Annotated in this window: 22 protein-coding genes; 14 read left to right on the top strand and 8 right to left on the bottom strand. The window is 74.5% G+C overall.

The window, feature by feature from the left end; genetic code table 11:
* Nucleotides 1–129: 129 nt before the first annotated feature.
* Entirely contained in the window at nt 130–1,401 is a 1,272-nt protein-coding gene (locus tag CLV63_RS29280) for an outer membrane protein assembly factor BamB family protein (protein WP_245929172.1), read from the top strand.
* Between the two features lie 42 nt (nt 1,402–1,443).
* Here the strand turns inward: CLV63_RS29280 and CLV63_RS29275 are convergent, their stop codons facing one another.
* Both CLV63_RS29275 and CLV63_RS29270 read right to left on the bottom strand, forming a co-directional pair.
* The gene (locus CLV63_RS29275; RefSeq protein ID WP_245929168.1) at nt 1,444–4,647 is read right to left on the bottom strand and encodes an amidohydrolase family protein; all 3,204 of its coding nucleotides are present in this window, start codon (nt 4,645–4,647) and stop codon (nt 1,444–1,446) included.
* A gap of 165 nt (nt 4,648–4,812) precedes the next feature.
* Nucleotides 4,813–5,700, bottom strand: a complete 888-nt coding sequence (locus CLV63_RS29270) for a hypothetical protein (protein WP_106586483.1) — start codon at nt 5,698–5,700, stop codon at nt 4,813–4,815.
* A 177-nt stretch (nt 5,701–5,877) separates the two neighbouring features.
* Here CLV63_RS29270 and CLV63_RS29265 point away from each other — a divergent pair, with 177 nt between their 5' ends.
* On the top strand, nt 5,878–6,360 hold the full coding sequence (locus CLV63_RS29265; RefSeq protein ID WP_106586482.1) for a hemerythrin domain-containing protein: 483 nt from the start codon (nt 5,878–5,880) through the stop codon (nt 6,358–6,360).
* 19 nt (nt 6,361–6,379) lie between these two features.
* Here the strand turns inward: CLV63_RS29265 and CLV63_RS29260 are convergent, their stop codons facing one another.
* Entirely contained in the window at nt 6,380–6,814 is a 435-nt protein-coding gene (locus CLV63_RS29260) for a VOC family protein (RefSeq protein WP_106586509.1), read from the bottom strand.
* A 78-nt stretch (nt 6,815–6,892) separates the two neighbouring features.
* On the opposite strand from CLV63_RS29260, the gene CLV63_RS29255 reads away from it, so the two are divergent.
* The 3 genes from CLV63_RS29255 (at nt 6,893) to CLV63_RS29245 (ending at nt 9,917) form a co-directional block, all read left to right on the top strand.
* Nucleotides 6,893–7,723 (top strand): helix-turn-helix domain-containing protein, encoded by an 831-nt coding sequence (locus tag CLV63_RS29255; RefSeq protein ID WP_106586481.1) that lies wholly within the window; start codon nt 6,893–6,895, stop codon nt 7,721–7,723.
* A gap of 261 nt (nt 7,724–7,984) precedes the next feature.
* Nucleotides 7,985–9,025 carry a saccharopine dehydrogenase NADP-binding domain-containing protein gene (locus tag CLV63_RS29250; RefSeq protein WP_106586480.1) on the top strand — a complete coding sequence of 347 codons (1,041 nt, stop codon included), beginning with the start codon at nt 7,985–7,987 and terminating at the stop codon, nt 9,023–9,025.
* 4 nt (nt 9,026–9,029) lie between these two features.
* Nucleotides 9,030–9,917, top strand: a complete 888-nt coding sequence (locus CLV63_RS29245; protein ID WP_106586479.1) for an NmrA family NAD(P)-binding protein — start codon at nt 9,030–9,032, stop codon at nt 9,915–9,917.
* Nucleotides 9,918–10,006: 89 nt separating this feature from the next.
* Here the strand turns inward: CLV63_RS29245 and CLV63_RS29240 are convergent, their stop codons facing one another.
* Nucleotides 10,007–11,158 carry an FAD-dependent oxidoreductase gene (locus tag CLV63_RS29240; protein WP_106586478.1) on the bottom strand — a complete coding sequence of 384 codons (1,152 nt, stop codon included), beginning with the start codon at nt 11,156–11,158 and terminating at the stop codon, nt 10,007–10,009.
* A gap of 177 nt (nt 11,159–11,335) precedes the next feature.
* Here CLV63_RS29240 and CLV63_RS29235 point away from each other — a divergent pair, with 177 nt between their 5' ends.
* Genes CLV63_RS29235 through CLV63_RS29220 form a run of 4 tightly spaced genes read left to right on the top strand, consistent with a single transcriptional unit; the run spans nt 11,336 to nt 14,480 of the window.
* The gene (locus CLV63_RS29235) at nt 11,336–11,746 is read left to right on the top strand and encodes a TOBE domain-containing protein (protein ID WP_106586477.1); all 411 of its coding nucleotides are present in this window, start codon (nt 11,336–11,338) and stop codon (nt 11,744–11,746) included.
* Nucleotides 11,739–12,542, top strand: coding sequence for a molybdate ABC transporter substrate-binding protein (modA, locus tag CLV63_RS29230; protein WP_106586476.1), 804 nt, complete (start codon nt 11,739–11,741; stop codon nt 12,540–12,542). Before CLV63_RS29235 ends, modA begins: the two co-directional genes overlap by 8 nt.
* Nucleotides 12,543–12,600: 58 nt before the next feature.
* Nucleotides 12,601–13,437 carry an ABC transporter permease gene (locus tag CLV63_RS29225; RefSeq protein ID WP_211301531.1) on the top strand — a complete coding sequence of 279 codons (837 nt, stop codon included), beginning with the start codon at nt 12,601–12,603 and terminating at the stop codon, nt 13,435–13,437.
* Nucleotides 13,434–14,480, top strand: a complete 1,047-nt coding sequence (locus CLV63_RS29220; protein ID WP_106586474.1) for an ABC transporter ATP-binding protein — start codon at nt 13,434–13,436, stop codon at nt 14,478–14,480. Before CLV63_RS29225 ends, CLV63_RS29220 begins: the two co-directional genes overlap by 4 nt.
* Nucleotides 14,481–14,589: 109 nt before the next feature.
* Here the strand turns inward: CLV63_RS29220 and CLV63_RS29215 are convergent, their stop codons facing one another.
* Complete coding sequence (locus tag CLV63_RS29215) at nt 14,590–15,456, bottom strand: NAD(P)H-binding protein (protein ID WP_106586473.1); 867 nt, start codon at nt 15,454–15,456, stop codon at nt 14,590–14,592.
* 90 nt (nt 15,457–15,546) lie between these two features.
* Here CLV63_RS29215 and CLV63_RS29210 point away from each other — a divergent pair, with 90 nt between their 5' ends.
* Entirely contained in the window at nt 15,547–16,476 is a 930-nt protein-coding gene (locus CLV63_RS29210; protein WP_106586472.1) for an AraC family transcriptional regulator, read from the top strand.
* Nucleotides 16,477–16,700: 224 nt separating this feature from the next.
* Here CLV63_RS29210 and CLV63_RS29205 read toward each other — a convergent pair whose 3' ends face one another.
* Nucleotides 16,701–17,549: an NAD(P)H-binding protein gene (locus tag CLV63_RS29205; protein ID WP_106586471.1), complete on the bottom strand. Its 849-nt coding sequence runs from the start codon at nt 17,547–17,549 to the stop codon at nt 16,701–16,703.
* Nucleotides 17,550–17,825: 276 nt separating this feature from the next.
* Between CLV63_RS29205 and CLV63_RS29200 the strand changes: the two genes are divergently transcribed.
* The gene (locus tag CLV63_RS29200; RefSeq protein WP_106586470.1) at nt 17,826–19,067 is read left to right on the top strand and encodes a styrene monooxygenase/indole monooxygenase family protein; all 1,242 of its coding nucleotides are present in this window, start codon (nt 17,826–17,828) and stop codon (nt 19,065–19,067) included.
* 114 nt (nt 19,068–19,181) lie between these two features.
* On the opposite strand, the gene CLV63_RS34180 is transcribed toward CLV63_RS29200, so the two are convergent.
* On the bottom strand, nt 19,182–19,565 hold the full coding sequence (locus CLV63_RS34180) for a hypothetical protein (protein ID WP_211301530.1): 384 nt from the start codon (nt 19,563–19,565) through the stop codon (nt 19,182–19,184).
* 229 nt (nt 19,566–19,794) lie between these two features.
* On the opposite strand from CLV63_RS34180, the gene CLV63_RS29190 reads away from it, so the two are divergent.
* Entirely contained in the window at nt 19,795–21,372 is a 1,578-nt protein-coding gene (locus CLV63_RS29190; RefSeq protein WP_106586469.1) for an MFS transporter, read from the top strand.
* Between the two features lie 27 nt (nt 21,373–21,399).
* Here CLV63_RS29190 and CLV63_RS29185 read toward each other — a convergent pair whose 3' ends face one another.
* Entirely contained in the window at nt 21,400–22,374 is a 975-nt protein-coding gene (locus CLV63_RS29185; RefSeq protein ID WP_106586468.1) for a hypothetical protein, read from the bottom strand.
* Between the two features lie 228 nt (nt 22,375–22,602).
* Here CLV63_RS29185 and CLV63_RS29180 point away from each other — a divergent pair, with 228 nt between their 5' ends.
* Both CLV63_RS29180 and CLV63_RS29175 read left to right on the top strand, forming a co-directional pair.
* Entirely contained in the window at nt 22,603–23,838 is a 1,236-nt protein-coding gene (locus CLV63_RS29180; RefSeq protein ID WP_211301529.1) for a sensor histidine kinase, read from the top strand.
* A complete protein-coding gene (locus tag CLV63_RS29175) occupies nt 23,835–24,524 on the top strand; it encodes a response regulator (RefSeq protein WP_106586467.1) in 690 nt (229 codons plus the stop codon). The genes CLV63_RS29180 and CLV63_RS29175 overlap by 4 nt, the downstream gene beginning before the upstream one ends.
* Nucleotides 24,525–24,599: the final 75 nt, after the last annotated feature.

The following is a 24,599-nucleotide window of genomic DNA, read 5'->3' as shown; positions in this document are numbered from 1 at the left end:
GCCCCTGTCCTCGGCCGGAGTACGGCGGACGGGGAAGGGGCGGCAGTGGTACGGCGAACGGGGAAACCGCGGGGACCGCGGCGCGGTGCGGCACGGTCGGGCGGCGCCGCGGGCGCGGGATTGGCGGTCGTGCTGCTCGCGGCGGTCGGCTGCGGGCCCGCGGACGCGGCGGTCCCGCCGGTGGCGGAGCCCGAGGGGTGGCGGCCCTGGGAGACCGCGATCGTCGACGGCGAACGCGAGGACTCCCCGGGCGAGGGCGAGGAGAACGGCTGCACCCGCACCAGGGCAGAGCCCGACCTGCTCCGCTGCTCCGGCACCGGCTTCAGGCACGAACGCCTCAGCGTCCGCGACGGCGCCCACCGGCCGGGCAAGCGGCCGGGCGCGCTCCGGGACTTCGGCCACCGCAACGGCCTCGTCTTCACCACCACCGAGGACTACTCAGCCGAGCCGCGGCGGCACGTCCGCGCCCTCGACGAGGAGACCCGCGCGCAGCGCTGGGCGCAACCCGTCGACTCGGCTCCCGTGCTGACCCGCGACGGCATCGTCGGCGACGAGCCCACCAAGCTCCGCTGGCCGCCGGGTACCGACCCGGACGAGGGCGAGAGCCCGCCGAGCGCGGATCCCGGCGGCGACATCATCGGCTGGGATCCGGACACCGGCGAGGAGCGCTGGCGGATCGGCACCGCCGACGACGAGTACTGCGCGCCGACCGCCGCCGCCGGGCGGACCTTCGTCACCTGCACCGGGGACGAGGCGGCCGGAACCGCGACCTGGTACCGCGTCGACCCGGAGGAGGCGGCCATGCACCGGATCGCAGAGGTCGACCTGGGCGGGCTCGGTGCGGAGTACCTCGGCTACGACGGCGGCGACCTGGTGTTCCTGCCGGACGCGAGCGATGAGGAGGGGTACCACGAGGAGGAGTACGAGGAACTCGTCCGCGTCGACGCCCGAACGGGCGGGGAACGGCGGGTCGCCCTCCCCGCGAACGTCAGGGACGGCGCGCAGGCCGACCTCGCGGCGGGCGACGTCTACTTCCGGCAGCGAGGCAACGAGGTGCTCGTTGCCGACGCGCGCAGCGGCGCCCAGCGGTGGCTGGCGCGCGGCCCGTACGAGCAGCCCTCCGCGCCCGACGTCTCCACCCGGCGCAACGAGGTGTACTTCGCCGACGGCCAGGGGCGGCTGGTCGCGCTCGACCGGAGAACGGGCAGCGAGCGCTGGCGCACCGGGGCGCGCGCCCGCGACGGCGGGACGGACACCGGTGAGATGGAGGCGCCGTCGTCCGTCCGCCGGGCCGGGGACGTCCTCGTGGTGTCGGCGGGCAACACGGTGTTCTCGGTCAGCCCGGAGGACCCGGACGCCGCGCCGGACAAGCGCACAACGGCGTCCCCGCGCGCCGGGTGAGCGCTCGCGCGTACTGCTGCGCCGCTCTGTACGGCCGTGTGGTCAGCAGCGGTGGGGGCTGCTCCGTTCCGACTCGCCGTGCCACCAGTGCGGGTCGTCGCCCGCGGCCGAGGACATCGGGGTGCGCTCCTCTGTGGTGCGCGGAGCGGACTCCTCGTCGGCCTCCTTGAACGGTTTCAGCAGCTCCTCGACGGTGTGCACGGTCCCGTTGGCGATCGTCATGCGGACGTTCGCCGCCGCCTTGATGTCGTCGAGCGGGTCGCCGTCGACCACGGCGAGGTCGGCGAGGCGGCCCGGCTCGACCGCGCCCAGGTGCTCGCCGAGGCCGAGCCATCCCGCCGCCGTCGACGTGGTCACGGTCAGCGCCTCCCGCGGCGTGAACCCGTGCTCGACCATCGCGCGCATGTTCTGGTGCAGGCTCACGGCGATGTTGTCGAGCGGCGCGTCGGTGCCGCCGGTCACCAGGCCGCCGTTCTTGTGCACGCTGTGCAGCATGGCGACGTTGCCCGCGAGCGCCTCGCGCGCCAGCCGGGCCGCGGCGCCGTCGGCGGCCGCCGCGTCGGCCTTTTCCACCAGCGCCTTGTACTCCCACGCGGGGAACAGGCGGCGGGTGCGCTCGTCCTCGACAAGGGAGCGGTCGTCGGCGTACATGGCCGAGGAGTTGAACAGGGTGGGGGTGACCGACATGCCGGACGCCGCGAACAGGGCGGTGACGTCCTCGTAGGCGCGGCCGAGCAGGCTCACCGTGTGGGAGTAGCCGAGCCGGTTCGTCGCACCGGTGTGCTCCATGCCGTCCATGCCCAGGTGTACAGCGGGGTAGAGGTAGTGCGAGGTGAGCGGCAGGTCAACGGCGTGGGCGCGCTCGATGACGGTGCGCTGCGACCGCACGGGGAGCCGCACGTAGGTCTTGATGAGGTCGTAGTCGAGCTCGAAGGCGCGCTCGACCTCCCGTTCGAGCCCTTCGGCGTCGCGGGTGGGGCGCATGAAGTTGTAGTACACGCGCGAGCCGTCGATGGCCTCGCCGGTGGCGAGGTAGCGCGGCCCGGTGATGGCGCCGGAGTCGAGGGCCTCCCTGGTCTCCAGCATCTGGTAGGCGGGGTCGCCGGGGGAGCGGGTGGTGGTGACGCCGTACGCCAGCCACAACGGGCCCTGGCGGGACCCCCACTGGCGGCCGCGCAGGTGCCAGTGGTTGTGCGCGTCGATGAGGCCCGGCATGACGGTGAGGTCCGTGGCGTCGACCACCGTGGTGTCGCCGTCTTCGGCGCGGTCGCGGCGCTTCTCGACGGCGGTGATGCGGTTGCCGTCGATGACGATGTCCACGTCGCGGCGGAGCCGGTCGGCCTTGCCGTCCCACAGCGCACCGGCCTGCACGATGACGCGGCCCTTGGGGCGCCGCCGCCGCCAGGTGAGGCGCACCTTGACGGTGCTGGGCCGGCCACCGGTGCGGGCGATGCGGCGCAGCCGCCCGTTGCCGAGGTAGAGCAGGGTCCTGGAGTCGCCGCTCCAGCTCGGTGCGTCGGTGGGTTCGGTGGTGAGCTGCCGGGGCTCCCCGGTGAACTCGCCCTTGGCGTTGACGGTGACGGTCCACAGCACGCTCTCCATGACGAAGGCGAGGTGCTTGCCGTCGGGCGACCACACCGGGCCGTCGTCGCCCCGGGTGGACAGCGACCGGTAGGGCGCGGGTTCGGTGTAGGCGGTGGTGCCGCTGTCGAGGTCGACGGTGAGGATCTGGCTGGTGCCCTCGCGGAACCGCTTCGAGCGGGGCTTGACCGCGGCGAGCGCCAGGGTCCGGCCGTCGGCGGACCAGGTGGGGCGGCCGGGTTGGAACAGGGCGGGCAGGACCTTGCGGGTGGCGCCGGCCGCGACGTCGAACACCCAGGTCGCGCCGTCCTGGTCCTGGTAGGCGATCCGGTCGCCGTCGGGCGACCAGCGGGGGGTGATCTGCGCGCCGTCGAGCACGGTGAGCCGGGTGGACTTCCCGGTGTCGAACGCGTAGCGCCACAGGGCGGGGGAGCCGGAGCGGTCGCTGGAGTAGACCAGGGAGCCGCCGTCGGGGTGCCAGTCGGGGTCGGAGTTGAAGACCCCCTCGTCGTCGGCGACCGCCTTGGGTTCGCCGCCGATCGGCATCACCCACAGGGCGCCCAGCGCCCGGAACGCCACCCGCTTCCCGTCGGGGGACAGCACCGGCCCGGCGATGCCGCGCACCGGGTGCGCGCCGGTGTCGTCGATGTCGCGGCGGGCCCTGCGCTGCTCGTGGCGCAGGTAGCGGACCGACGCGCTGAAGGGGATGTCGGCGGTGCCGGAGCCGAGGGTGCGTTCGCGGATGGCGCCGTCGGCGGTGTAGAGCAGGCGGTCGTCGGCGGTCCAGGTGACGGCGCCGACGAAGACGTCCTCGTCGCCGCTCACCGCCTCGCCGTCGACGACGAGCCGCACGGTCGCGGCGTGCGCGCGCACGTGGGCGAGCCGCCCGCCGGGCCCCGGCGCCGGGGAGAACACGGTGGTGTGCTCGGCGGCGGGCACCAGCTCCTCGCCGTCGCCGCCCTTGAGACCGATGGACCGCACACTGGTCTTGTCGGCCGTGTGGACGATGCGGTCGCCTTCGGGCGTCCACGCGGGCTCGGCCTCGTCGGCGGCCGTGCCGGGGATCTCCGTGAGGTCGCCGGAGTCGATGTCGTACAGCCAGATGCCGTAGCCGTCGCCGCGGTCGCTGGACAGGGCGATGCGCGTGCCGTCGGGCGAGAACGCCGGTTCGCGGTGGTCGTGGGGGCCGTCGGTGATGCGGCGCGGCTCGCCGTCGGGCACGTCCGCCAGGTAGACGTGGTAGTTGCCGTCGCGGTACGCCTGGAAGGCGAGGCGCGCGGAATCAGGGGAGAACCGCGGCCGGGTGGCGTCGGTGCCGTCGCCGGTGAGGCGGCGGGCCTTGCCGCCCTTGGCCGGGACCAGCCAGATGGCGGTGTACAGGTCGAATGCGATCCATTCGCCGTCGGGCGACGCCGCTGCGGAGATGTTGGTGCCCTGGGTGACGGTCACCTTCGCCCCGGCCGGCTCCTCCTCCCCGGCCGCGTGCGGTGTGGGCGCGAGGAGCCACACGGCGCCGCCGGCGACCGTGGCCTTGCCGCTCTTCTCGAAGAGGTCTCTGCGGCTGAGTTCCCCCGGGGGAAGGCCGTGAGCAGGGACGGGGGGAACGGGGGGCTGCGGATGACCCATGCCTGCCTCGGGGGTTTCGATGCGTGGTGTGCCGGTCACAAGCGGAAACTTTGTAACCCGCGGCACACCGTGCGCGCAATCCCCACAGGCCCCGGCGGCGCCTTTTTCTCGCGCAGCGACACCCGGGCACCCGGCCCGCGCCCGGTGCGGGTGCGCGGCGGGCGCGGTGCGGGCGCCCCGGCGCTGCGGCGCACCCGCCCCTGGTCAGAGGGCGGAGTTGTGGCGCAGGACCGACACGGCGGACACGGTCGCGTACCCGCGCCACTCCAATGCGGCGGCGGGCGAATAGCTCGCGAAGTCCACCGTCCAGCCGCCGTCGTCCTGCTGCCGCTCCGCCAGCAGGCGCAGCTCGGCGTCGATGGTCGCCGCCGAGAACAGCGCGCGGGCCGGGGTGTCCGGCAGCGGCGCGAAGTCGAGCGGGCGCATGGTCTCGTCCTCGGCGCCGCCCTCGACGCGGACCAGCCCGTCGTCGGGGATGAAGGCGCCGAGCCGGTCGAGCAGCGCGGCCGCTTCGGGGTGGGACGCGTGCACGGTGTCGAGGAACCGGACGGCGAAGGACAGTTCGATCGCGTGCGGGGCGGTGTCGATCGCGGCGATGGCGTCCAGGCAGTACCGCGTGGCGGCCCGCAGCCAGGGGTGCTCGGCGACCGCGGGGTCGTGCGCGGCGATGCTGTTGGCGACCCCGGCGACGAACGCGGTGCTCTGCAACTTGGCGACGGCCGGGTCGGCCTGCGCCCAGAACGGCGCGGTCCCCGCGGGGTCGGCGACGGGGAGGGCGAAGGGCAGCCCGCCGTCCGGCAGCGACACCGACCCGAGCCAGTCGCACAGTTCGACGGCGCGCCCAGTTGTCGTCGGCGCGATCTCGTGGAAGACCTCGAAGGCGTGCAGGGCGCCGCCCGGCTGGCTCTCGTGGGCGCGCAGGTCGGGTTCGAGGCCCCAGCCGTAGCCGCCGTCGGGGTTCCGGTAGGCGTCGACGGCGGCCAGTACGGCGCCGGGGCCGGTCTCGTCCAGGAGCAGGTGGAAGCGGCGCCGGTCCAGCACCCGTGCGTGGGTGGCCATGAAGGAGGCCGCGGCCGCGATGTCGATCGTCATGGGCCCAGCGTGGCAGGACCCGCCCGGCCCGTCTTGGACGCAACGGACATGGCGGGGCCGCGCCGCGCGCGTCTTGACTGCTCATGCCAATGGGTGATGGAATCCCACGTCAGCGTCCCGATGCACCCGGCAAGGAGGCCGCCGAGGGCACGGAGGGCGTCGAATCATTGGGCGGCCATGGAAGCTTCCACCGGACCCGGCGCCCGTATCGCGGCGCTCGGCAACCAGCTTGTCGACGTCCACATCAGGCTCCGCGACGACCTCGAACGGCTCCGCGCGGATGTCGACTCCTTCCTCGACGGCGGCGGCGACCTCCCGCGCGACCTGCGCTCCCACTGCCTGGCGTTCTGCTCGGCACTGACCCGGCACCACACCGGGGAGGACGACGGGGCGTTCCCCGCGCTGGCGGAACGGCATCCCGAACTGCGCCCCGTTCTCGAACAGCTCCAGCAGGACCACCACGTGGTCACCGGGATCCTGCGCAGCCTGGAGGTGCTGGTCGACGGGCTCGGCGAGCGGACTGCCGCCGAGGACGCCCAGCGCGTCCGCGCCGAGCTCGACGGCCTCTCCGCCATCCTCGAAACGCACTTCCGCTACGAGGAGAAGAAGCTCGCCGCCGTCCTCGACACCCTCCCCGTAGCCCCATCCCCCGCCTTCTGACAGCGGGGCCCGGCCGCCGTCAGCTGCCGTCGGGGGCGGGTCGGTGATGGACGTACTCGACCACGGTGCCGTCGGGGTGGCGCGCGTTGAACCCCGCACCGGTCGGCACCTCCTGCAAGGGGAAGACGATCTCCGCGCCCTCGGCGACGAGGCGGTCGTAGTACGGCCGGACGTCGGCCACCAGCAGGGTGCCGGTGGTACTGCGGAACGGGGCAAGCGCCTCGTCGGTGCCCGCGATGAGCAGGAACGCGCCGACCACCGCCAGGCGCAGCCGCGCCGCGGGGAACGAGAACCGCGCGTCGGCCTCGGTGTCCTGGAGGCGCTCGTAGAACGCGATCCCGGTGTCGAGCCCGTCGGGCGCCAGGAACACCCGGATGAGGACGCGCGGTTCCGTGCGGCCGCTGGAGTCGTTCCGGGTACGCCACACCTGCGGGGCGTCGTGCTGTCGTGTCATGGCGGCAGCCTGCCGCCGCGCGGCGGCGGCAGGCAGTCCACCGTTCATGGTGTGACGCGGACTCATAGGATCCGCACCATGGACATGGCACTCCGGCGGGAGCTCGGCGCGCACCTGCGCGCCGCGCGTGCGCAGGTCGCGCCCCGAGACGTCGGTCTCGACGGCGGCGGCAGGCGGCGCGCGCCCGGGCTGCGCCGCGAGGAGGTCGCCGCCCTCTCCGGAGTCAGCGTCGCCTGGTACACCTGGCTGGAGCAGGGGCGGGTGACGACCTCGCGGCAGGTCATCGACGCGGTGTGCCGCGCGCTGCGCATGGCGCCGGACGCGCATCGGCACGCCCTGTCGCTGGCGGGCTTCCGAACCGCCACGCCTCTCGGGCAGGAGGGCGGTGCCGCTGTTGGGGCGGCGACACAGGACCTCATCGACGCGTGGCCGACTACCCCCGCCCTCGTCCTCGACGCGCGGCTGGACATCCTCGCGAGCAACGCCGCGTACCGCCGGTTCTGGGGCGACCCGGGCGACGCCCCGCAGGCGCGGCGCAACCTGCTGCTCCGGCTGGCGTCCGACGCCGGGGACGGGCGTCGGCTGATCGGCGGCGGACCACTGCTGCGCGGCCTCTACCGGCAGTTCCGCGCCGCGACCGGGCACGAGCCCGACGACCCGCGCGCGGCCGAGATCGTCGGGCTCCTCGCGGCAGAGCGTCCTGACGCCGCGCATTGGTGGCGGTGCCGGGCCGTGGCGGACTTCGCGCCGACGACGGTGGACGTCGCGGATGCCGGCGCCGATGGCGCCGCGTTCAGGCTGGCCTTCGCGCTCCTGCGGCCGGTCGCGGAACCGGGCGGCTACATCCTCACCCAGACGCCGGGTGACACCGCCACCCGGGGGTTCTTCGCCCGCTGCGGCGCCGCCTGAGGCGGGCGCGGTTCGGCCGCCGCTGCCGAGTACGGCGCGGGCGGCCCCCTGGCGTGGCCGCTCCTCCATGCCGCGTGCGTGGCGGTCGCGCCCGCCGGGGCGACGGCCGGGCGCTCCGGGCGGCGGAAATGCCGTCGTGTGAGGCGCACTCGGGACGACGGCCCGCCAATTGGCCTGATGCGGCCCAATCCTTGACGGGCGTCATGTTCGAATATACGTTCGATAATCATGCAGATTCTGCGATAGGGAAGCGGGCGGCTCGTGACCACACCTCTCATCGCCATCTACGGGGCCACGGGGCACACCGGCCGCCTGGTGGCCGGCGAACTCCTCTCCCGGGGCCACGACGTCGTCCTTGCCGGCCGCGACGCCGCGGCCCTCGCGGCCATGTCCGTCGAACTCGCCGATCCGCAGCGCGTCCATACGCACCCGGCGCCGTTGGACGACCCGTCGGCGCTGCGCGCGCTCGCAGAGCGCGCGGCCGTCATCGTCAACTGCGCCGGACCGTTCTCCATCACGGGCGCCCCGGTCGCAGCGGCCGCCATCGGGGCCGGCTGCCACTACATCGACCACGCCGTCGAGTCGCACCACGTCAAGCACCTGTTCGACGACTTCCAGGGGCCCGCCCGCGACGCCGGTGTGGTCGTGGTCCCCGGCCTGAGCTTCTACGGCGGGCTCGGCGACCTCCTCGCGTCCGCCGTGGCCGACGGCCTCTCCGACATCGAGCGTGTCGTCGTGGCCTACGCGGTCAGCGGGTGGCGGCTCACCACCGCCGCCAAGGACACCGCGGCGCAGTTGTTCGCCGAGACCGAGCGGATCACCTTCAGCGACGGCGTCCAGCATGTGGGGTACGTCGAGCCGCGCAACTCTGTGTTCGCCTTCCCGCCGCCCATCGGCCCGCGGACGATGATCGCGCCGTTCCCCTCGTGCGAGATCGTGACCATCCCGCGCCACGTCGCCGCGCGCAACGTCGACCTGCTGCTCACCGCCGCGACCTTCGAGGAGGAGCACGTCTTCACCAGCGAGCACATCGACACCGAGGCGCGGGCACGATCCGAGTTCACCGTCGCGGTCGATGCCGTCGCCGGCCCTGCCGGTGCACGCGGGCGGATCACGGGTGCCGACCTCTGGCGCGCGGCGGCCCTGGCCTCGGTCGAGGGGGCGGAGCGGCTCGCGGGCGGCGAGGGCCCCGCCACAGGCGGTGTCCTGAGCTCGGCCGAGGCGTTCCCCGCGGGGCCGTTCCTCCGCACGCTCGAACGGCTCGGCGCGTTCACCGTCGACCTTCCGACCCAGAAGGGGTGACCCCATGGACCCGATTCTGGTCACGGGGGCGGCAGGCGGCACGCAGGGCTCCACCGGCCGGACCGTCGCCGAACTGCTCCTGCGACGCGGATACGACGTCCGGGCGTTCGTGCACACCGATGACGACCGCGCCGATCGGCTGCGCGGGCTGGGGGCCGAGGTCGTCGTCGGCGACCTCCGCGAGATCTCCTCGGTGCTGCCCGCGTTCGACGGCGTGCGCCGCGTGTTCTTCACCTACCCGGTGACCGACGGCCTCCTCGACGCCACCGGCGCCGTCGCGGTCGCGGCACGCGAGTGCGGTGTCGAGCGGCTGGTCAACGTGTCGCAACTCGCGGCGGGCCCCGATGCCCCCACCCCGCACATGCGGCAGCACTGGTTGTCGGAGCAGGTCTTCGACTGGGCCGGGGTCGGCGCGGTGCACCTGCGCGCCGCCGTGTTCTTCGAGAACCTGGCCGTCGTGCTGGCCGCCGGCGGCGGCCGGGAACTCGCGCTCCCGCTGGGCTCCCCCGAGACCGTGGTCCCCCTCGTCGCGGCGGCCGACGTCGCGGGGGTCGCCGCCGGGATCCTCGCCGACCCCGCTCTCGACGTTGACCCCGTCTGCCTGCTCACCGGCGAGATCCTGAGCGTCGGCGAGATCGTGCGGGCCTTCGGCGCGGCGGCCGGTGCGGATGTGCGCTATACCGACGCCTCCCCGGCGGACTGGGAGCGGCGCGCGATCGCCATCTACCGCGATCCGCACGTGGTCGAGCACCTGTCGAAGCTCTGGGAGATCTTCCGGCTCATCGGGTCGGGGCACGACCTCTACCAGGTGACCGACGCCATCGAGCGGATCGGCGGGCACCCCCCACGGACCCTCCGCGCGTTCCCCGGGGTCCCGGCGGCCCCGGGGTAGCAGGTCGGCGCCCATGGGCCCCATGCCGCGCGCATCGGCTCGCCGGGCCATGGCGGGGCCCCTGGCCGCCGAACGGCGGGCATCGGGGGTCAGCCCAAGGGCAGCGGTTCGTCCCAGGCGATGTGGCGGTCCGGGGGCCGGTCGCCCGTGGTTGACGGCCGGTCCGGCGGCGGCCGCCCCGCGGGCGACCGGGTCAGCTGGGCGCTGCGCCGCGTGTTCCCTTCGACCAGGTCCCTGCGGCGCCGGTCGTACGCCGCGAGCGCCGCGGCCGTGCCGTCGGCGTCGCGCAGCGCCTTCGCCAGCACCACGGCGTCCTCCAACGCCATGGACGCGCCCTGGCCGGTGGCCGGCGAGGCGGCATGGGCGGCGTCGCCGATGACGACCATCCGCCTGGTGTGCCAGACACCGCCCACCGGCAGGTCGTAGGCGTTGGTGACCATGGCGGGGCCGTCCGTCGCGGCGACGATGGCGGCGGCGGGGGTCGCGTCGGCGGCCAGCGCTTCGAGCAGGTGCCGCCGCCAGTGGCCGGGCGCGGCGCCGCCGATGGCGGCCGCCGAGAGCTCCGGCCCGGGCAGCCGGGCGAACCAGGAGGTCTCGCCCTCGGGCGAGACCGCGTAGCCGAAGGACGACCCGCTGCCCCGGATCATCTCGATGCGCTCGGGCTCGTGCGGCGGGTCGGCGCGGGTGGCGTAGCCGTAGAAGACGTTCTGCCCGGCGTACCTGCGCGGGACGGTGGCGGGGTCGATGAGCGGCCGCACGGCCGACCCAAGCCCGTCGGCGCCGACCAGCAGGTCGGCGGTCGCGGTGCTGCCGTCAGCGAAGGCCGCGGTGACGCCGTCCGCCCGCTCGACGGCGGTGCTGAGCCGCCGTCCCTGGTGCACCGGGATCCCCTGGCGCCGGGCCTCCGTGCGCAGCGCGCGGCACAGCGCAGCGCGGCGCAGGCAGCGGTACCGGCTGAGCGGGTCGCCGGGGTGCCCGAGCGGCGAGGTGGCGAGTTCGGCGCCCCCGGCGTCGCTGACGCGCATCGCGGTCAGCGCGAAGCCGTGCCGGGCGACCTCGGCATCGGCGCCGAACTGCGCCAGCGCGGTCATCCCGTTCCCCGCGAGGGTCAGGAACGCGCCGATGTCGTCGCCGCTGTCGGGGTGCGCCTCGTGGACCGCCACGTCGGCGCCCGCCTTGCGGAGCGCGAGAGCGGCGGCGGTACCGGCGATCCCGCCGCCGACGACCAGCACGTCGACCATTCGTCCCTGCCTTCCGGGGGGTGCGTGTACGCAGGCCCCTTCCTACCCCGTGCGCGGCCGATGAGCGAGCCCGGCCCGCACCGCCGGGTCCCGGCGGTGCGGGGCATCGGGGAAACTTCGCGAATGCCTACCCGAATGACGGTTCGCATTCGTGTTTGCCAGGTATATGGTCTCCTTGTGTCGATTTTCCGAATCAGTGAGATCGCCGAGTTGCTCGACGTCAGCGGCGACACCGTCCGGCGGTGGGTCGACTCCGGCCGGCTCGCCGCCGATCGCGGGCCGAACGGCCACCGCCAGGTCAAGGGCGTCGACCTCGCGGCGTTCATGCGCAGCGGCGCCCACGAGGACCCCGCCCGGCAGTCCTCCTCGGCGCGCAACCGCTTCAGCGGGCTCGTCACCAACGTGATCCGCGACGGCGTCATGGCGCACGTGGAGATCCAGGCGGGCCCGCACCGGGTCGTCTCCCTGATGAGCCGTGAGGCGGCCGACGACCTCGGCCTGGAGGTCGGCGCGCCGGCGACCGCCATCGTCAAGTCGACCAACGTCGTCGTGGAGACCGGCGACGCAACGGGAGCCCGCCATGCCTAGACCCCGCGGGGCACGGACACAGGTGATCGGCGCGGCGATCGCCGCTGTGGGCCTGCTGGCGGCAGCGGCCTGCGGCCAGGTCGAGGACGGCGGGCAGGGCGGCGGTTCCGGCGGCGCCGAGACGCGGACCCTCACGGTGTTCGCGGCCGCCTCGCTCACCGAGTCATTCACCACCCTCAAGAAGCGGTTCGAGACCGACAACCCCGGCGTCACCGTGGAGTTCAACTTCGGCGGCAGCTCCGAACTCGCCCAGCAGATCAACGAGGGCGCGCCGGCCGACGTCTTCGCCTCGGCGAACCCGGCGAACATGGACCTCGTCGCCGACGAAGGCGACGCCGAGGGCGAGCCGACGGTGTTCGCGCAGAACACCCTGGAGATCGCGGTCCCGCCCGACAACCCCGCCGACATTCAGGAACTCGACGACCTCGCCGCCGAGAACACCAAGGTCGCGCTGTGCGCGGCCGAGGTGCCCTGCGGCTCCGCTGCCGAGAAGGTCATGGCCGAGACCGGTGTCGAGATCACCCCCGTCACCGAGGAGGAGGACGTCAAGGCGGCCATGACAAAGGTCGAGCTGGGTGAGGTCGACGCGGCGCTCGTCTACAAGACCGACGTGATCGCAGCGGGCGACAAGGTGAAGGGCATCGCGTTCCCCGAATCGGAGCACGCCGTCAACGACTACCCGATCGCGCCGCTGAAGGACGCGCCAGAGGCCGACCTCGCCGCCGAGTGGATCGCGCTGACCACCTCCGACACGGGGACAAAGGTCCTGACCGACGCCGGATTCCGCGCGCCGTGACGCCGAGGACCCCTCTCGTGGCCGTCCCCGCCCCGGTCGCCGGTGCGGAGCGCAGCCCGTGACCCCGGTACCGTCCCGCCAGGGCGCCGCTCGGGAGCGCGCCCCTCGCGTGGGCGCCGGGCGCTTTCCGTGGCTGCTGGTCGTCCCCGCGGTCGTGGGGATCGCCTTCCTGGTGCTGCCGTTCGCGGGACTGCTGATCCGCGCGCCGTGGTCGACGCTCGGCACCCGGCTGCTGATGCCCGAGATCCGCGGCGCCCTCCTCCTCTCGCTGGGGACCGCGACACTCGCCACGGCCATCGCCCTCGTTCTCGGTGTGCCGCTGGCGTGGCTGCTGGCCCGCGCCGCGTTCCCCGGCCGCCGCGTCGTGCGCGCGCTGGTCACGGTGCCCATGGTCATCCCGCCCGTCGTGGGGGGTGTCGCGCTGCTGCTCGCGCTGGGCCGCCGCGGGGTCGTCGGGCAGTACCTCGACGCCTGGTTCGGCTACACGATGCCCTTCACCCCCGCTGCGGTCGTCGCCGCGCAGGTGTTCGTCGCGATGCCGTTCCTGGTGATCAGCGTCGAAGGGGCGCTGCGCGGCGCCGACCGCCGCTACGAGGAGGCGGCGGCGACCCTCGGCGCCACCCGCGTCACCGTCTTCCGCCGGATCACCCTGCCCATGGTGCTGCCGGGGGTGGCGGCGGGGGCGGTGCTGTGCTGGGCGCGCGCCCTCGGGGAGTTCGGAGCGACGATCACCTTCGCCGGCAACTTCCCCGGCCGAACGCAGACCATGCCCATCGCGGTCTACCTCGCCATGCAGACCGACCCGGAGTCCGCCATCGTGCTCAGCCTCGTCCTGCTCCTCGTGTCGCTGCTGATCCTGGTCAGCCTCCGCGAGCGGTGGGTGGGCGCCCTGTGAGCGCGCCGAGCCTGCGGGCGCACCTGGTGGTCGACCGGCCGGGCTTCCGCCTGGACGCCGAACTCGCGGTCCAGCGGGGCGAGGTCCTCGCCCTGCTCGGCCCCAACGGGGCGGGCAAGTCCACTGCGCTGCGGGCGCTCGCCGGGCTCGCCCCCATGTCCGCGGGCGGCGTCGTGCTCGAAGGCGAGGACATCACCACGACCCCCACCGAGCGGCGGCCCATCGGGATGGTGTTCCAGGACTACCTGCTGTTCGGCCACATGAGCGCGGTGGAGAACGTCGCGTTCGGCCCCCGCTGCCACGGCGTCGACGCGCGGCGGGCCCGCCGCGAGGCCGCGGCGCTCCTGGACCGCATGGGGCTGCGTGAGCACGCCGCGGCCCGTCCCGCCACCCTGTCGGGCGGCCAGGCGCAGCGGGTCGCCCTCGCCCGCGCCCTCGCCGTACGTCCGCGGCTGCTGCTGCTGGACGAACCCCTCTCCGCGCTCGACGCCCACACCCGCCTCACCGTCCGCTCCCACCTGCGCCGCCACCTGCGCGACTTCGACGGCGCGACCGTGGTCGTCACCCACGACCCGTTGGACGCGATGGTGCTGGCCGACAAGGTCACCGTGATCGAGGACGGCGCCGTCGTGCAGTACGGCGCACCGGCCGACGTCGCGCGCCGCCCCCGCACCGAGTACGTCGCCCGGCTCGTGGGGCTCAACCTGTACCGGGGCAACGCCGAGCGGAGCGAGGTCCGGGTCGAAGCCGGGGAGGCGCGGGTCGCGCTGCACGAGGAGACCGAAGGCGACGTGTTCGTCGCGTTCCCGCCCCGCGCGGTGGCCCTGTACCGGGAACGGCCCGACGGCAGCCCGCGCAACGTGTGGCGGATGACCATCGACGGCATCGAGCGCTTCGGCGACCAGGTCCGTGTGCACCTCGACGGCGAGCTGCCGATGTCGGCCGACATCACCCCCGCCGCACTCGCCGACCTCAGCCTGTCGCCCGGCGACGCAGTGTGGGCCGGCGTCAAGGCGACCGAGGTCGAGTCATACCCGGCCTGACGGGGCGGCCCTTTCAAGGCTCCGGTGGCGCGGGTGAAGGGGGAGCTGCCGCGACGGTAGCCCGCCCTCCGCCCACGGTCACCGGAAGCGCGCCGTCGCCCCGGCGTGGTCAGCCCGCGGGCGGGGACCACACGCCCGTTGCGGCGATGCGGCGGGCCCAGGGGGCGAGGTCTGCCGGGGCGCGGCCGAGGGCTTGGCGGACGCCGTCGCCCGGTTCGGCCGAGTGCCCTTCGCGGTGCAGGGCGAACTGCGTGTCCAGTGCGGTCACGAACGCCTCCGGCACCCCTTCGGCGCGCAGTTCGGCCCGGTACGCCTCGGGTGACAGCTCTTCGTAGCGGATGGCCCGGCCGGACGCTCCGGCGATCGTCGCCACCGCCTCGGCGAAGGTCAGCCCGCGCGGCCCGGACAGCACGTACACGCGCCCGGCGTGCCCGTCGCCGGTGAGCGCCGCCGCGGCGACCTCCGCGATGTCCTCGGTGCTCACGAACGGTTCGGGTACCGCCCCGATCGGCAGCGCGAGGCGCCCGGCCAGCAGCGGGGCGTGCCACAGGTCCTCGTCGAAGTTCTGGAAGAAGTTGTTCGGGCGGAGGATGGTCCATTCGGCCCCGGAGTCGCGGACCGCGGCCTCGCCCGCCGCCATGCCCTGCCCGAAGTCCCCGGCGATGTGGTCGATGCCGTGCCCCGACAGCGCCACGAAGCGGCGCACGCCCGCCGCAACCGCGTCGGCGGCGAACTGCTTGATCGGGGCCGGGTCGTCCGGCGGGACGAGGTACACGGCCGAGGCGCCTGCGAGCGCGGGCTCCCAGGTGGCGGGGCGCGTCCAGTCGAACGTCACCTCGCCGGAGCGCGAGGCCGCGCGGACGCGCACGCCGGAGTCGCGGAGCCGCCGGGTGACGCGGCGGCCGGTCTTGCCGGTCGCGCCGAGGACCAGGACGTCCCCCGTGATGGGGCTGCTGGTGGTGCTGTTCTTTGTCATGCCCCGAGTCAACAGCGGTCGCCGCCCGGAGCCCATGGGCGGGCGACCGCGGCGCATAGGCGATCGTCCGGCCCGCCTATCGTTGCCCCCATGGACGTGTTCGATGAGCTGCTGCGCGGGGTCCGCGGGAAGGGTGCGGTCTTCGGCCGCTCGGTGCTGTGGCCGCCGTGGTCGCTGCGGTTCACCGACGACGTCTACCTGACCCTGTGCGTCCCCCTGCGGGGCGGCGGGTGGATCGTGCCCGCGAAGGGCGAGCCGCGCGAGGTGCGGCTGGGCGAGGCCGCCATCGTCCGCGGGCCGGAGCCCTTCGTGTTCACCGACGACCCTGCGGCGCCGGCCGCGCCGGTGCGCGAGGTGCACTGCGCCCCCGACGACTGCGCCACAGCGGACGAGTTCGCGGGCCCGACGGTGCTCCTGGCGGGCGCCTACGACGTCCGGGCCGAGGTCCCGCGGCGCCTGCTGCGGGTGCTGCCCCCGGTCCTCGTCGTGCCGGACGACGAGGACTGCGCGCCCATGCGCGACTACCTGGAGTCGCAGATCACCGGGGCGCGGCCGGGCCGCCAGATCGTGCTCGACCGGCTGCTCGACTGGCTGCTGGTGTGCACGCTGCGCGACTGGTTCGACGGGGCGGAGGCCGACCCGCCGAAGTGGTACCGCGCGCTCGGCGACGACGTCGCGGGCGCCGCGCTGCGCGCCATGCACGAGGACCCGGCCCACCCGTGGACGACGGCGTCGCTGGCCGCGCGCGCGGGGGTGTCGCGGACCACGCTGGCGAAGCGGTTCACCGAACTGGTGGGCGACGGGCCGGTCGCGTACCTGACCGAATGGCGCATGACGCTCGCGGCCGACCTGCTGGGCCGGCCCGATCTGACGGTCGCGGCGGTGGCGCACCGCGTGGGCTACGCCGACGCGTTCGGGTTCAGCGCCGCCTTCAAACGCGTCCAGGGGGTGAGCCCGAGCGCGTTCCGGCGCGACGGCGGCGCCCCGGTGCTCGACGGCAGCGAGGCGCCGACGGGCTGAGCCCCTGCCGGGGTGCCGGTCCGGAAGGAGTCGGCCAGGGTGTACTTCGGCGGTAGCTGCTGTGCAGCAGCGACCGCCGAAGCGCGTCCCGTCCGTCGAAAGCCCTGCCGGTTCCGAGGCGGAACGCGGTGCCCCGACGCCGCGCCACGCCGGGTCGGTGCCCCGACGCGGCGCCCCGCCATGGCGGGGCGCCGCGCTCGACAGCAGGTCAGCCGGTCACCAGGTCAACCGCGCCACGCGCCTGCTGCGACGGCGGCCGCGGCGAACTCCTCGATGCCGCGCGGTTCGCGGCCCAGCGCCCGCTTCACGCCATCGGTGGCCGGCGCCTCCTGGCTGGTGCGGATGGGGTGCAGCGCGCTGGTCCACAGGTCGGCCGCCTCCTCGTCGCCCCATTCGGCGACCAGGCGCTTCCGGAACTCCGCGTCGCTCGCCGGCACATAGCGGGCCGTGGGGCCGCCGGCGGCGGCGATGGCGGCGAGGACGCCGTCGATGGTCAGCGCCCTGGGGCCGGACAGCTCGTACACCTCGCCCGCGTGCCCCGGGCCGGTGAGGGCGGCGACGGCGACCGCGGCGATGTCGTCGGCGTCCACGAACGCGCCCGCGCCGTCGCCCGTGGGGAGTGCCAGCTCCCCCGCCAGCACACCGTCCCGGAAGACGCCCTCGCTGAAGTTCTGCGCGAACCAGCCGGGGCGCAGGATCGTCCACGGCACCCCCGAGTCGCGCACCGCCGCCTCGCCCGCGAGGTGCGGTGGCGCGCCGTCGAAGCCCGGCGCGAAGTACCCGGGGACGTCCACGCCGCGGGCGGAGAGCAGGACGAGCCGTTCCACCCCGCTCGCGACCGCCTCCGCCACGAAGGCGGGTGTCGGTGAGGGCGTGGTGTCCAGCGCGACGATGTAGGCGGCGTCGGCGCCGTCGAGCGCGGGCCGCCAGGTGGCGCGGTCGGTCCAGTCGAATGTGGTGTCGCCGGAACGGGAGGCCGCGCGTGCGGGTGTGCCTTGGGCGCGGAGGTGCTGGACGACCCGGCGTCCCGTGATGCCGGTACCGCCGAGGACCAGTGTCGTTGGTGATGTCATACCCCGGATCCTGGTCCGGGCGCGGCCCGGCGGCCATGCCCCGGGATCCGGCGGGGATGTCCATCCGTCCGCCGGCGCCGAGCGGCGGGGCCGTCCCCGGCGGGGTGCATAACGCAGCCAAACGGGCGTATCCGGCGTGCGTTGCGAAAAAGACGTGAAACAAGTATGGAAATGCGATGCGGCACGCTTGCTGCGTTATCGGGATCTTAGGTGCTCCCGGTGTTCAATCCGGTTGGGGGTTTTATCGGTCATTCCGCAATTCATGAATGGAGAACAATGCGCAAGATCTTGATCGTCGGTGGCGGTCAGTCGGGGCTCCAGTTGGCGCTGTGCCTCCAGGAACACGACTACGACGTGACACTCATGACGGTGCGTAGTTCGGCAGAGCTGTACGGCGGCCGTGCCGTGTCCATGCAGATCCTCTTCGACGCCGCGCGCGGCGCCGAGCGCGAATACGGCCTGAACTTCTGGGACGAGGAGGCGCGGCCGCTCAATGGAATGCGAATCACCGGCCACACCCCGGACGGGGCGACCGCATTCGACTGGACCGGGCGGCTGGACGCCGCCGCGCAGTCGATCGACGAACGGGTCAAGATCGCGGTCTGGCAGGAGGTATTCGAGGAGCGGGGCGGCAAGGTGCTGCTCCACGGGGCCACGGTGAGCGACCTCGACCGGCTCGCGCTGATGTTCGAGCTGACCGTCGTCGCCACGGGGCACAGTGGACTCGCCGACATGTTCCCCGTCGACACCGGGCGCGCCTTGGCGCGGATGCCGCCGGTGGCGACCGCCATCGCCTACATCGAGGACGCGCCGGACCACCACGACCACGAGCGGATCGGGGTCGACATCGTGCCCGGCCTGGGGCACGTCATCGCGTGGCCCGGGTACTCGGTCAATGGCACCTGCCGCCAGTTGTGCGTGACGGGGCCGGCCGACGGCCCGATGGCGCGCTTCCCCCGGCGCACCACGCCGGACGTGCACCTCACGGTGATGCTCGGCCTGATCAGGGAGTACCTGCCGCACCGCTATCCCGCCTACGAAGGCGCCCGGCTCGCCGACGACCGCGCCGTCGCCATGGACCACGCCAACCCGCTGGTCCGCGAGCCCATCGCGCACCTGCCCTCGGGGGGATCCGTGCTCGGCATGGGCGACAGCGTCGTGGTCACCTCACCGGCGCTCCAGCAGGACGCCAACAACGCGTGCATGGCCGCCACGATCTACCTCGACGCGATCCTCGCGCACGGCGCCCGACCGTTCGACCACGACTTCATGCGCGCCGTGTTCGCCCGCTACATGGCCTACGCGGGCCCGTTCACCGGCGAACTCGCCGAGCGGCTGCACTACACTCCTGCGGACGTCCTGGACTTCTGCGCGGCGGCGGGCCGCCACCAGACCCTCGCCGACCGCTTCGCCAACGGGTTCGACGACCCTGGGACGCTGGCGGCGTGGTTCTCCGACGAGGCGGCGACGCGGGCCGCCATCGCGGAGTGCGAGCAGTCGGGCGCCGCGGCGCCGTAGGACGACGGACGACGGGCCGGATGCCGCGACGCCTGCCGGGGTGGGGGTGGGCGGGGGGCGATCCGGTCGGCCGCCGTCCAACGGGGCCGCGTGCGGCCGCGGCCGGACCCCCGTTCACGCGGGGCCGTCTCCGGCGAGTTGCGCGACGATGCCGCTGAGATCCGACCAGGCCGTTTCGGTGTCGGGCGTGCGCTCATGGGGGGAGCGGAACTGGTCGACGTACCCGGCGGCCTCCTCAAGGTCCCACCGGAGTCGGTAGAACTCCATGGCCGACGGGTCGGGTTCGCGCCCGGCGGCGTCGGCGCCCGTCCCGCAGTGGTTCTTGGCCGGCAGGTCCGAGACCGTGGCGAACCAGCGCGGACCCTCGCCGTCGCCGACCGTCCAGTGGTAGTCGCCGAAGCCGACGGGGGCGTACTCCAGCGCCGCGGCGGTGATGCCCCACGCCTTCAGGGCGTCGCGCAGGTCGCCCTCGTCGAGCCCGCCGGGCCGGTCCTCCATGCCCCGCACGCTAACAACGCGGCAGCGGGCGGGCACGCGAATTACCGCCGCCCCACCGCCCCCGATCCTGCTCCCACCGCGCGGGACCCGGAGGCCCCCGCCGCTGCCGCACGCACCGATGCGAACACGGCGGAGCATGCGCGGTGATCCGGGTCACATCACCTTGACTTCAAGTTAACGTGAACTTTGAGGATGGCGGTTGCATGAGCCGCCGCAGGAAGGGATCCGCATGGCTACCAGCATCCGCCCCCGGGCCGGAGCACGCGAGTGGCTCGGCCTGGCCGTCCTCGCCCTGCCGACGATCCTCATCGGCCTGGACATGACCGTTCTGCACCTCGCCGTTCCGCACCTGAGCGCGGAACTACGCCCCAGCGCCACCCAGGTGCTGTGGATCGTCGACATCTACGGGTTCCTGATCGCCGGCTTCCTCATCACCATGGGGAACCTGGGCGACCGGATCGGGCGACGCAGGCTCCTGCTGATCGGCGCCGTCCTGTTCGCCCTCGCCTCTGTGCTGGCGGCGTTCGCCACGAGCGTGCCGGTGCTGATCGCCGCGCGCGCCGCGCTCGGCGTCGCGGGGGCCACCCTGATGCCGTCCACACTGTCGCTCATCAGCGTCATGTTCCAGGACCCGGACCAGCGCCGGTTCGCGATCGCCGCGTGGATGACCAACTTCATGGTCGGCGGCGCCCTGGGCCCGCTCGTCGGCGGCGCGCTCCTGGAGTACTTCTGGTGGGGTTCGGTGTTCCTGCTGGCCATCCCCGTCATGGCGCTGCTGTTGGTCAGTGCGCCACTGCTGCCCGAGTACCGCGACACGGACCGGACCGGTGGCCTGGACGTCGCCAGCGCGGCCCTCTCCGTCGCGGCGATCATCCCGGTGGTCTACGGGTTCAAGGAGGTCGCCAAGGACGGTGTCACCGCGACCGCCGCGGCCGCCGTCGCGATCGGGCTCGCGGCGGGCTACGTGTTCGTGCGCCGCCAACTCCGGCTCGCCGAGCCGATGCTCGACCTCCGGCTGTTCGCCCGCCCGGCGTTCAGCGTCTCCCTGGGCGCCCAGACCATGGCGCTGTTCGTCCTGGCGGGCACCCAGTACCTCATCCTCCAGTACCTCCAGTCGGGCCTGGGGCTGTCACCGCTGGAGGCGGGGGTCCTGGCGCTGCCGCCGATGCTCGCCGGGATCGCGGGCACCCTGCTGGCGCCGGCGGCGCTGCGGTGGGTGCGCCCGTCGACGGTTATGGCGGCGGGGTTCGCCCTCGGCGCCGCGGGGCTCCTCGTGAACGTCTTCATCACCACCGGCTCCGGGCCGCTGCTCGCCGTCGTCGGCTTCGCGGTCCCCTCCTTCGCACTGCAAGCGGTGCTCGCCCTCAGCTACGACCTGATCGTGGGAAGCGCGCCCCCGCAACGGGTCGGCGCCGCATCGGCGATGGGCGAGACGGGCACCGAGTTGGGCATGGCGCTGGGGGTCGCGGTAGGGGGCAGTGTCGCCACGGCCGTGTACCGCGGCGGGATGGGTCCCGGCGCCCTGCCCGCCGAGGTCCCGGCCCACCTTGCCGCGGCGGCGCGCGAGACGCTCGGCAACGCGGTGGCCGCCGCGGAGCGGCTGCCCGCGGCGCTCGGCGGCCCCGTGCTCGACACGGCCCGCGAGGCGTTCACAACCGGTGTGCAGACCGCCGCTGTCGTCAACGCCGCCATCGCGGTCGCGCTGGCGGTCGTCACCGGGACGCTGCTGCGGCACGTCCGCACGGAGACCGCCGACGCCGACCCGGCGCACGAAACGGACACCGGAGGGGCCCCGGCGCGCGGCTGACCACGGGGGCCGGCCGCGCTCGCCGGGTCAGCGGCTGCGGGCGATGCGGGTCGCCGCGGTGAGGTAGGCGGCGAGGAAGCAGGCGCCGGTTGCGGCCCAGACGACGTCGCCCAGCAGCGAGCCGGCGACGACCGCGAACCCGGCGTAGGCCGACCCGCTGCCGAGGACGAACGCCGTCCCCTCGGCCCGCGCCAGGTGCGGCCTGCGGGTCACCGCCCGGAGTCCGCAGGCGACCACCAGGGCGAAGTAGGCCACGGTGACGAGCGGGGGAGCCGCCGCCTCCACCAGCAGTGAGAGCCCGATGAACGCGAGCAGGTACAGCGCGGCCCCTGTCGCGAACGCCGTCCAGCGGGACCCGCGGGGCTCCGCACCGTCCTCGACACGGAGGACGGCCGCGACCCGCACGGCGATCAGGCACAGTGCCGCGGCGGCGGCCACCACGAGCGTGAGGTGGGCGGCGAACAGCCCCGTGTCCTGCACCTCCCGGTTCTCGCCCCACAGCAGGAAGCGGGCGACCGCCAGCCCGCCGACGCCGACCGCGATGCACCACGCGGCCGCCTTCGGCAGCAGCGGACGGCCGGCCCGTGCGGGGAACAGGCCGTCCACGAGGACGATGGGCGTGACCACGGAGAACAGCCCGTGCCAGGGCAGGATGTAGAGAAGCCAGGGGACGCGTATCCCGGCCACGACGCCGTAGTCCGCGTGCGCGGCGATCGCGTGGTCGAGCCCGGCGTACAGCGTCTCCGACAGCAGGCCCTCGTTGAAGAGGCCGTAGACCATCCCGAGGACCCACAGAGCGGGCAGCCCGAACCGCAGGCGCGCCGCGACCTCCCGGATGACCAGCACCGGCAGCCCGTACAGGAACACGGTGAACGGGATGAGGATCCCCGGCTGCACGAAGTCGGCCACCGGCATCGCGCCGCCCAGGATCTCCGCTATGACCGGTGCGAGCACCATGAGCAGCACGATCGGCCGCCAGTTCCGACGTAGTCCGGTGTCCATGTCCGCGCCTGCCCCCATCGTCGTCCCGGCCGGTTCCCGGCGGCGCGGCACAGGATGCGGCCGCGGCGCCCGCCTCGATTCGAGCCGACCGCGGTACATCGGCGACAGCGCCGAACGCGCCGGATCACCCCCTCCCTTCGTGTCGGCGGGCGCCCCGGTGCACGACTTTCGTACGGGATTCGCCCGCGGGACGTCGTTCCGGCGGCCGCCGCGCCTACCTTGGACCCCGTGAGGCGGATCGATGCGGCGCGGCTGCGCGCGACGGCGGTCGACGTCCTGATCGTGGGTGCCGCGGCCGTGGCGGGGTTCGCCGCAGCGGGCCCCGGCGGGGTCGTCGAGCCCTACGGCGGCGCGGCCGGCGCCGGGCTGGCGGCGGCGGCGCTGCCCCTTGCGCTGCGCCGCCGCTTCCCCGTCGGCGTCGCCTGGGTCTCGGCAGCCGCGCTGGCCGCCATCGTGGTGGTCGAGGCCGCCGCACCGGGCGGTCTCGTCCGCTCGGGCGCCGGGGCCCTGATGTTCCTCGGCCTGCTCCCGGCGGCCCCGTTCGCGGCCTACAGCGCGGGGGCCTTCGCGGGCGGCGGCCGCGCGGTGTGGCCGCCGCTCGCCGCGCTGGCGGTGCTGCCGCTCGCCGCCGCGGGGACGGCGCAGGTCTTCGAGGCGGGCGTCGCCTCGGCGCTGACCGTCGTGGGGGCGGCAGCAGGCGGACTGTACGCCGGGGCGCGCCGCAGGCTCCTCGCCGCGCTCCTCGACCGCGCCGAACGGGCCGAGCGCGAGCGGTTCCTCCGGGCGGAGCAGGCGCGCGGCGAGGAACGGGCGCGGATCGCCGCCGAGATCCACGACGTGGTGACGCACCGCGTCAGCCTGATGGTCCTCCAGGCCGGCGCGCTGGGGCTGACCTCGGGGGAGGCCGCCACCAGGGACGCGGCCGAGGGCCTGCGCGCGACCGGCTGCCAGGCGCTGGAGGAGCTCCGCGACGTCGTGGGCGTCCTGCGCGGCGCCGAACCGCCGGACGGCGGAGCAGCGGCGGCCGACGGCCCCGCGCCCCCGCCGGTACCGCCGCTGTCGGAGCTGGTGGCGGCGTCGGAGGCCGCGGGGCTGCCGGTCGCGTTCGACGAGGTGGGCGCCCCCGACCTCGCGGCGCCGGTCATCGGGCGGACCGTGTACCGGATCGTGCAGGAGGCGCTGACCAACGCGCACAAGCACGCGCCGGGCGCCGACACCCGGGTCCGGGTCCGCTACCGCCCCGACGGCGTGCGGGTCGACGTCAGCACCACCGCATCCGCCCGGGGCGGCGACCCCGCGCTCGCGCGGACCGGGGGCGGGACGGGCCTGCTCGGCCTGCGGCGGCGCGTCGAGCTGGTGGGCGGGGTGCTGCGCGCCGGGCCGGCGGGCGACGGCGGGTTCCGCGTGGACGCGGCGCTGCCGGCCGACGTCCCGGCCGCCGCAGGGCCGGAAGGGGCGCGATGATCCGCGTGGTCGTGGTGGACGACGAGGCCATGGTCTGCGCCCACCTGCGCACCATCCTCGGGTCGGCCGAGGACATCGAGGTCGTGGACGAGGCCTACGACGGCGCGGCGGCGGTCGAATCGGTGCTCCGGCACGGGCCCGATCTCGTCCTGATGGACCTGCGCATGCCCGGTGTCGACGGCATCACCGCCATCGGGCAGATCGCCGCCCTCGACCGCGCGCCCGTCGTGGTCGTGCTGACGACCTTCGACGCGGATCAGGCCCTGCTGCGCGCGCTGCGCGCCGGTGCGGCCGGGTTCCTGCTCAAGTCGACCCGCCCCCGCGACCTGATCGGCCTGGTCCGGGTCGCCGCCGACGGACACACGGTGCTCTCGCCCGCGGCGACCCGGCGGCTGGTGGGCGCCGCGGGCGGCGCGCAGGACGACCGGGGGCGCGGCCGCGCGCTGCTCGACGGGCTGACCGGACGGGAGTCCGAGGTGCTGTCGTGCCTCGGCGAGGGCCTTTCCAACGCCGAGATCGCGCGCAGACTGGTGCTGAGCGAGACCACCGTCAAGGGCCACGTCTCCCACATCCTCGTGAAGCTCCAGTGCACCAACCGCACCCAGGCCGGCCTCCTCGCCTTCAAGGCCGGGCTGGACCGCGGCGGCGGCCCGCCGCCGGCCGGCCAGCGGGGCCGGGGCGGCTGACTCGGTGACTGTTGGGGTGCAGCCCTGTCCCGGTCAGGAGGTGGTTCGGCGGTCGCGGCGGGGAGCAGCGCGGGG

This window comes from Murinocardiopsis flavida (assembly GCF_003014485.1).
Taxonomy (GTDB): domain Bacteria; phylum Actinomycetota; class Actinomycetes; order Streptosporangiales; family Streptosporangiaceae; genus Murinocardiopsis; species Murinocardiopsis flavida.
Note: the sequence above shows the minus strand (reverse complement) of the source record. Positions and strands in the feature narration are given on the sequence as shown.

Bases quoted from the DNA above. Each gene is read 5' to 3' on its own strand.
- CLV63_RS29265 (WP_106586482.1), top strand. From the start codon at position 5,878: ATGGAAGCTTCCACCGGACCCGGCGCCCGTATCGCGGCGCTCGGCAAC.
- CLV63_RS29175 (WP_106586467.1), top strand. From the start codon at position 23,835: ATGATCCGCGTGGTCGTGGTGGACGACGAGGCCATGGTCTGCGCCCAC.
- CLV63_RS29270 (WP_106586483.1), bottom strand. From the start codon at position 5,700: ATGACGATCGACATCGCGGCCGCGGCCTCCTTCATGGCCACCCACGCA.
- CLV63_RS29200 (WP_106586470.1), top strand. From the start codon at position 17,826: ATGCGCAAGATCTTGATCGTCGGTGGCGGTCAGTCGGGGCTCCAGTTG.
- CLV63_RS29205 (WP_106586471.1), bottom strand. From the start codon at position 17,549: ATGACATCACCAACGACACTGGTCCTCGGCGGTACCGGCATCACGGGA.
- CLV63_RS29255 (WP_106586481.1), top strand. From the start codon at position 6,893: ATGGACATGGCACTCCGGCGGGAGCTCGGCGCGCACCTGCGCGCCGCG.
- CLV63_RS29240 (WP_106586478.1), bottom strand. From the start codon at position 11,158: ATGGTCGACGTGCTGGTCGTCGGCGGCGGGATCGCCGGTACCGCCGCC.
- modA (WP_106586476.1), top strand. From the start codon at position 11,739: ATGCCTAGACCCCGCGGGGCACGGACACAGGTGATCGGCGCGGCGATC.
- CLV63_RS29185 (WP_106586468.1), bottom strand. From the start codon at position 22,374: ATGGACACCGGACTACGTCGGAACTGGCGGCCGATCGTGCTGCTCATG.
- CLV63_RS34180 (WP_211301530.1), bottom strand. From the start codon at position 19,565: ATGGAGGACCGGCCCGGCGGGCTCGACGAGGGCGACCTGCGCGACGCC.
- CLV63_RS29215 (WP_106586473.1), bottom strand. From the start codon at position 15,456: ATGACAAAGAACAGCACCACCAGCAGCCCCATCACGGGGGACGTCCTG.
- CLV63_RS29260 (WP_106586509.1), bottom strand. From the start codon at position 6,814: ATGACACGACAGCACGACGCCCCGCAGGTGTGGCGTACCCGGAACGAC.
- CLV63_RS29245 (WP_106586479.1), top strand. From the start codon at position 9,030: ATGGACCCGATTCTGGTCACGGGGGCGGCAGGCGGCACGCAGGGCTCC.
- CLV63_RS29190 (WP_106586469.1), top strand. From the start codon at position 19,795: ATGGCTACCAGCATCCGCCCCCGGGCCGGAGCACGCGAGTGGCTCGGC.
- CLV63_RS29210 (WP_106586472.1), top strand. From the start codon at position 15,547: ATGGACGTGTTCGATGAGCTGCTGCGCGGGGTCCGCGGGAAGGGTGCG.